Raw genomic sequence first — 6686 nt, 5'->3', positions numbered from 1 at the left:
AACCGGGTAGAAAGAGACTGACAGTCGTACTCGATGACGGCGTACTGCACGTTCGAGGCGGCCTTGAGCGATTCGGCCAGCGGCACGTCGGCCGTGCCGGCGTGGCGCTGGTCGAGGCTCGCGGAGCCGAACGCCGGGGCGTCCGGGGCGAAGGGGTTGCTGGCCGGGGCCACGCCGTCCTTCACGTGGACGGCGACGAGCCGTTCGCCGAGGGACTCGACGAGTGCGGGCACGTCCTGCCCGCCGGTCAGGGCCCAGAAGAGGTCGAGCTCGATGACCACGCGCGGGTCGAGCAGGGAGACGAACAGCTCGAAGGCCGTCTTGCCGTCGAAGGAGGCGAGGAACTCCTGGGAGTGGTTGTGGTAGCCGACAGTGAGCCCGTAGGTCTGGGCCAGATCGGCCACGGAGTTGAGGCGCTCGGCGATGTCCTTCACGCCGTCCTCCGTCAGCCAACGATCGACCGGGACGAACGGATCGATGACCGTCTTCATGCCGATCTGGGAGGCGGCTTCGAACACGACCTCGGGAGCGGGCGTGGGGATCGAGCCGTCGGGGGTCCAGAGCTCATCGGAGAGCAGGGGAGCGTGGCCGGTGGGAGAGGCGAGGCCGCTGGCGTCGAAGGCCTCGCGCAACTCGGCCGGGCGGCGCACGAAGTCGAATGCCTCGACGTTCTTCAGGCCGATTCCGGCGAGCTTGTCGAGAGAGCCCGCCATGTCGGCTGAGAACTCGTCAGCCAGCGAATACAGCTGGACCGATGCGATGGGGAGCGTCAAGACTGACCTGCTTTCGTGCGTTGACGATGGTGACGGCGGCAACGAGGAGCTGGACGATCGGACGTCGCATCGTCGCGCCGGGAGTGTGGTGAAAAGCACACTAGCACCAAACACCACCGAGTGGAGGTTTTTGCTGCGTTATGTTTGCAGCATGACGAGCGCAGGCGGGGACCGGGAGACGGAGACTGAGAGGGAAAGTGCGGGAAAGCCTGCGGGAAAAGCTGCAGGAACGAAGGAGAAGGGCGGGCAGGCGAGCGTCCTGGGTCGCCCCGGCAAGTACGCCAAGGGGGTCGCCAGGCGGCAGGAGATCCTGGACCGGGCGATCGAGGTGTTCCGGGAGCGCGGTGCCGACGGCACGTCCCTGCGCCGGATCGGTGAGGCCATCGGCGTCTCCCACGCCGCCTTGCTGCATTACTTCGACTCGCGCGAGGAACTGCTGGTGGCGGTCTACGAGCACGCGGAGGGCAAGCGCAACGGAACGGCCGGCGCGGGTCTGGCGGACTCCGCCGTCGGCGTCATCGTGCGCTCCGCGATGCTCAACGTCGAGGTGCCCGGCCTGGTGCAGCTGTATTCGACGCTGGTGGCGGCCTCGCTCGAAGCGCACAGTCAGATCGGCAGGGACTTCTTCACCGGCCGGTTCGACCGCGTGCGAGGCGACCTGGAGAGACGGCTCCGCGTGGAGCAGGACGAGGGGCGCATCCGCGGCGACGTCGACCCGGGGCTCGTCGCGGCGTTGATCGTAGGAGCCTCCGACGGACTCCAGATCCAATGGCTCCTGGAGCCGGACCTGGACCTGCAGCGCACCCTCGAGACCTTCGCCGTCCTGCTGGCCCCCTGAGGCTCCTGCGGCTGAGGGCTCAGGCGACGTATATCGTTCTCGAAGGCGCGGCCCCCGCGCTCACAGATGCAGCCGCTTGGCCAGCTCGTGGCGAGCCTCGGGCCCGCTGGCCACCTGCAGCAGGGCCAGAGCCAGGAGGCTGAGGACCCCGCAGACCGCCGACGGCCGGGGGTCGTTCACCCAGCCGAAGGCGAGAAAGCCGATGGGGGCCAGGCCCAGGAGCATCGTCAGTCCGCTGTAGAGGATGTGCTCGCCCACCTCGATCCGCATCACCCGGACGGTGATCAGCAGGGCGATGATCGAGGATCCGCAGACGACCGGCACCGCGTAGGTCAGCGACCATCCGTGCCAGCCGCTGAGGTAGTCCCAGTACACGCAGACCAGGCCGATGAGCACGACTAGGTACACGGTGCCCTTGGCCACGTTGCGGCGCTTCCGGATCGCCATCAGCACCACGAGCCACATGGCGCTGACACCCAGCCACACGGAGCGGAGGACGCCGATCCCGGCCAGTCCGCGGTTGAACAGCAGCTGGGAGAGGAAGGACACCAGGATCACCGCGATCGAGGCGAGGAAGAGCGTTCTCAGCACGCGGCGCCGGGAGAATCTGAGGGGCACATCCGGCAGCGGACTCTCCACCGCCTCGCCGGTGAGGGCGGTCGCGCACAGCGGGCAGCGGGTCCAGGTTCCCTCGACGTCGACGGCGCAGGCCGGGCAGCGTCTCATCGCCCGGCCTCCGCGGACTCGCCCTCGGTCAGCTCACCCTCGGCGAACTCGTCTTCGGCGAGCTCGTCCTCGGTGGGCGCGGTTCCCGTGAGCTCCGCCTCGGTCACCCGGGCTGCCGCCACCGTCACGTCGACGCCCCTGGACGTGAGCAGCCTCGCGAACTCCCTGATGTGGTCGGTCTCCGTGAACGGCGACGTGAAGCTGACCGTGAGCAGGTCTCCGTGGGAGATGGCGCAGAACTGGGGGCGGGCGGCGGAGACCTGGAACAGCACCCTCCTCACATGAGAGCCGGCGGGCTCCGGCAAGCCCGCCCTGCCCAGGTTCGAGACGGCAACGCTCAGGCCGCGGTTGCTCGCCCGGTTGACCAGACCCAGGATCACGTCCTTGAGGGGCCGCGGCACGATCCTCAGGGCGGGCATCCGCTCGAACCGGATGAACGTGCGCAGCTTCCGCTCGAGCGACTCCGGGGTGGCCTTCGGGCGGAACTGGCCCTCCAGCTGCCTGCAGATCGAGCCCAGATCGTCCGGGCCCTCGCCGTAGGTGTGCTCCACCCGGACGGTCGCGAAGAAGTTCCTCGCCGAGGTCGATGGGAAGAACTGACGCAGGTTCACCGGCACCGACGCCGATAGCGTGCGTGAATCGTCCAGCCCTCCCGAGGACAGGCGGACGGACTCGAAGAACAGCGCCGTCAGATACATCGTGAGGGCCGCCCCCTCCGCGCGGGCGAGAGCCAGCACGTCCTTGACGGGCATGGTGAGTTCGACGGCCCGCGTGCGGTTGTCCGGGGCCCGGCTGCCCCTGACGCGGTGCACCTTCTTGACGTGGTCGGCTTTCGTGCCCGCCGGGCGAGGCGTGCGGCCGGGTGCCGCCGCTCCGCCGGACGAGGGCAGGGCGGCTTCCTCCACCGTCAGGGGAGCGGGGGTCGCCTCGCGGGTGAAGGCAGGGCCCGGAGCGGTCGCACGACGACGGCGGAAGTAGTGCGCGAAGCTGTCGGTGGTGAGCCCATGCGGCTGTCCGGCCGTATCCTCGGGTGCCCGCTCGGCTCCCGGTCGGATGCGCATGCCGCCTCGCTCCTCTCGACCCGGCGCTGCGCCGACCGGGTCCGCACCCTCGTCCGGTGGTCCGTCCTCGGGGTACCGCAGTCGGACGTAGGCGCTGATCAGGTCCGAGAGGAACCACAGTGCCCCCGTGCCGTCGGAGAGGGCGTGGAAGACCTCCAGGACGATACGCCGGCGGTGGTACAGCACGCGGAAGAGCAGGCTGCGCCGATCCGCCTGGTAGATGGGCGCGCAGGTGGGCTCGTGCTCCGCGGTGACGACCGGGTGCAGGTCGCTGTCCTGCAGGTAGTACCAGAACACCCCTCGGCGCAGCACGGCGTGGTAGAGCGGGTACCGGTCGTAGGTCGTGTCCAGGGCCTCCTGCAGCAGTTCCGGATCCACATCGTGCTCCAGCAGATCGGCGCTGAGGCGGAAGACCTTGGGATCGGCGTCGCTCCTGGCAGCGAGGAAGATATTGGAGGCGTTGTCGAGCCGCACCCAGGCCCGGCGGGTCACTTCGCGGCCTCCTGGGCTGGGCGCTCGCCGGTGGCGGGGTCTCCATCCAGGAACGTATTGATCACCTCATAGGCCTCGCGCAGGGACCGGGAGAACCGGGGCAGGGCGATGAATCCGTGCAGCGCACCGGGCACCCGGTGGATCCGCACCCGGTTCCCGGCCTCCCGCAGGGCTTCGCCATAGGCTTCGCCCTCGTCGCGCAGAAGGTCCAGCTCGGCCGTGATCAGCAGGGTCTCCGGCTGCCCGGAGAGATCGGTGGCCATCAGCGGAGAGACGAGCTGATCCTGCCGTCGCCCGGGGTCGGGGACGTAGAGCTCCAGGTAGTCCTGGACCTCCATGTTGGTCAGCCGGTAGTCGCTGCCGTGATTGCGCACCGAGGCGAACGGCGAGGTCTGCGGATCGTGATCCCAGTGAGTGACCGGATAGAGCAGGATCTGACGGGCGGCCCCGCGATGGCCCCGTTCACGCAGGAGCAGGGACACCGCGGCGGCCAGGTTCCCGCCGGCCGAGTCTCCCACCAGCACGATCTTGCCGGCGTCCTCCGCCCCCGCTCGCTGCGGTTCGTCCAGTAGGAGCCGGGCCATGCGGTAGCAGTCCTCGAGCCCCGCGGGAAACGGGTTCTCCGGGGCCAGTCGGTAGTCGACGGAGGCGACGACGCAGCCGGTCAGATCCGCCATCGTGGCGCACGCCGGGGTGTAGCTCTCGATGTCCCCCGTGACCCAGCCGCCGCCGTGGAAGAAGAGCAGGACCTCCTCGCGCCGCTTCTCCTTGGGCTGGAAGACCCGCACGGGAACCTGGCCTCCGCCGTCGAACGTGGCCTGTCTGTCGAGGATCCGGTACCGCAGCACCGGCCGGGCGGCCAGCTGGCGCCGGAGATGCCGGATCTTCTCGTAGTCCTCGCGCATATTGACCCGGGGGGCGGCGAACAGGCCCAGGACCGCGCGGAAAAGCCGGTTCACGGGCGGGTGACGATCTCAGGGGGGACATGTTCCATGTGCCAATCCTAGGTGCCGGGCCCAGGGGGTACGCTGCGGTGGATGCCCTGTCTCAGCAGCGGGGCGGGCGCGAGATCCAAGGAGACGGACAGCCATGGCATACCTCCAGATCAACGGTGAGGAGCTGTATTCGGAGGTGCAGGGCTCGGGTGACCCCGTGCTCCTGCTGCACGGCGGGTTCTGCTCCCTCGAGTCCCTCCAGGAGCAGGCGGATTCGCTGGCGGACACCTACCGGGTGCTCGCCTTCGAGCGGCCCGGCCACGGCCGGTCCGCGGACATCGACGGCGAGTACAGCTATGAGCGGGGCGTGGCCGAGGCCCTCGCCTATCTCGACGCCCAGGGACTCGAATCCGCGCACGTGGTCGGCTACAGCGACGGTGCGATCATCGGCCTCCTGCTGGCCCGCGACCACCCGCACAGGCTCCGCTCCCTGGTCGCGATCAGCGCGAACCTCGACCCGTCGGCATTCGACCATGCGCTGGGGCGCGGTAACCCGCCGGCCGTGGAGCCCTCGACGACGGAGATCGCCCCGGGGAGGGACAGCGAAGAGAGCGGCGCGGGGAACGGCACCGATACGAATGCCGACCCGGATGCCGAGGTTGATGCCGGGCTGGATGCCGAAATCGACATCGAGAGGGCGCGTTACGACCGTCTCTCACCCGATGGCCCCGAGCATGCGGACACCGTCCTGGGCAAGCTCTCCCGCCTGTGGGAGACGGAGCCCCGGATCGACCCGGCGGGCCTCGCGGAGGTCAGTGTTCCCACGCTCGTCATGTCGGGGGATCACGATGTCATCCGGCCGGACCACAGCCTCCTGATCGCCTCGTCCATCCCCGAGGCGCAGCTCTGCATCCTGCCGGGCGCGACGCACGGGCTCGTGGCGGAGCGCCCCGGGCTCATCAGCCTGGTCATCAGGCAGTTCCTGGCGGAGAGCGGGCGCTAGGTGCCCTGACCGGCTTCCTCCGGTACGGAATTCCCGACTCTGCGGCTGTAAGGGCCGGCGACCGGAACGATCAAGGGCGTGCCGGTCTCCGGATCCGCCATGACCCTCGAATGGACGCCGAAGATCGCCTCGACGGTCTGGCTGGTGATGACCTCTTCAGGGCGACCGTGGGCGACGATCCGGCCCTCGGCCATGGCTATGATCTGGTCGGCATAACGAGCGGCCTGATTCAGGTCGTGCAGTACGGCGATCACGGTCGTGCCATGACGCTGGTTGAGTTCGCGGCACAGCTCGAGGATCTCGATCTGGTGGCATAGGTCCAGGAAAGTCGTCGGCTCGTCCAGGAGCAGCACCCGGGTCTCCTGAGCCAGCACCATGGCGATCCAGGCCCTCTGCCGCTGTCCTCCGGACAGGTCGGCGACCTCCCGGTCGGCGAGGGGCAGCGTGCCAGTGCTCTCCAGGGCCTTCAGGACGGCTTGCTCGTCTGTTTCCGACCACTGACGGAACATCCCCTGGTGGGGGAAGCGCCCCCTTGCCACCAGGTCTCCTACCGTTATGGCATCCGGGGCTATCGCCGACTGGGCCAGGAAACCGACCTCCCGGGCGAACTCCTTGCTCCCGTAGCTGTGAACGGCCTTGCCGTCCAGCGCCACTGTCCCTTCGCCGGGCTGGAGGATGCGTCCGAGGGCGCGCAGGAGAGTCGACTTTCCACAAGCGTTCGGTCCGACGATCACCGTCATCGATCCCGGTTCGATCTGTGCAGACACGCCTCGCAGTACGGGGGTCTCTCGATTCGGGTAGGAGAGGGTCACCTCGGTGACCTCGAACTCACCCCCGTACTGCGGTGCGTTGTGCACT

At 68.8% G+C, this 6686-nt stretch carries 7 protein-coding genes; 2 read left to right on the top strand and 5 right to left on the bottom strand.

Annotation, left to right across the window (positions count from 1 at the left end; genetic code table 11):
* Window positions 1-773: sugar phosphate isomerase/epimerase family protein (locus FCK90_RS13595; protein WP_158034846.1), on the bottom strand; the 773-nt coding region annotated here is incomplete at its 3' end.
* Window positions 774-924: 151 nt separating this feature from the next.
* On the opposite strand from FCK90_RS13595, the gene FCK90_RS13590 reads away from it, so the two are divergent.
* Window positions 925-1611, top strand: coding sequence for a TetR/AcrR family transcriptional regulator (locus FCK90_RS13590; RefSeq protein WP_158034845.1), 687 nt, complete (start codon window positions 925-927; stop codon window positions 1609-1611).
* Window positions 1612-1671: 60 nt separating this feature from the next.
* Here FCK90_RS13590 and FCK90_RS13585 read toward each other — a convergent pair whose 3' ends face one another.
* The 3 genes from FCK90_RS13585 to FCK90_RS13575 are packed head-to-tail and all read right to left on the bottom strand — an operon-like array spanning window position 1672 to window position 4849.
* A complete protein-coding gene (locus tag FCK90_RS13585) occupies window positions 1672-2337 on the bottom strand; it encodes a DUF6320 domain-containing protein (RefSeq protein WP_158034844.1) in 666 nt (221 codons plus the stop codon).
* Window positions 2334-3890, bottom strand: a complete 1557-nt coding sequence (locus FCK90_RS13580) for an alcohol acetyltransferase (protein WP_158034843.1) — start codon at window positions 3888-3890, stop codon at window positions 2334-2336. The genes FCK90_RS13585 and FCK90_RS13580 overlap by 4 nt, the downstream gene beginning before the upstream one ends.
* On the bottom strand, window positions 3887-4849 hold the full coding sequence (locus tag FCK90_RS13575) for an alpha/beta hydrolase (protein WP_425481713.1): 963 nt from the start codon (window positions 4847-4849) through the stop codon (window positions 3887-3889). Before FCK90_RS13575 ends, FCK90_RS13580 begins: the two co-directional genes overlap by 4 nt.
* 130 nt (window positions 4850-4979) lie before the next feature.
* Here FCK90_RS13575 and FCK90_RS13570 point away from each other — a divergent pair, with 130 nt between their 5' ends.
* Entirely contained in the window at window positions 4980-5828 is an 849-nt protein-coding gene (locus FCK90_RS13570) for an alpha/beta fold hydrolase (RefSeq protein WP_158034842.1), read from the top strand.
* On the opposite strand, the gene FCK90_RS13565 is transcribed toward FCK90_RS13570, so the two are convergent.
* Complete coding sequence (locus FCK90_RS13565) at window positions 5825-6685, bottom strand: ABC transporter ATP-binding protein (RefSeq protein WP_425481714.1); 861 nt, start codon at window positions 6683-6685, stop codon at window positions 5825-5827. The genes FCK90_RS13570 and FCK90_RS13565 overlap by 4 nt on opposite strands.
* Window position 6686: the final 1 nt, after the last annotated feature.

It is taken from the genome of Kocuria coralli (assembly GCF_008831305.1).
GTDB classification, from domain to species: domain Bacteria; phylum Actinomycetota; class Actinomycetes; order Actinomycetales; family Micrococcaceae; genus Kocuria; species Kocuria coralli.
This window is presented reverse-complemented; position numbering and strand designations above follow the sequence as displayed.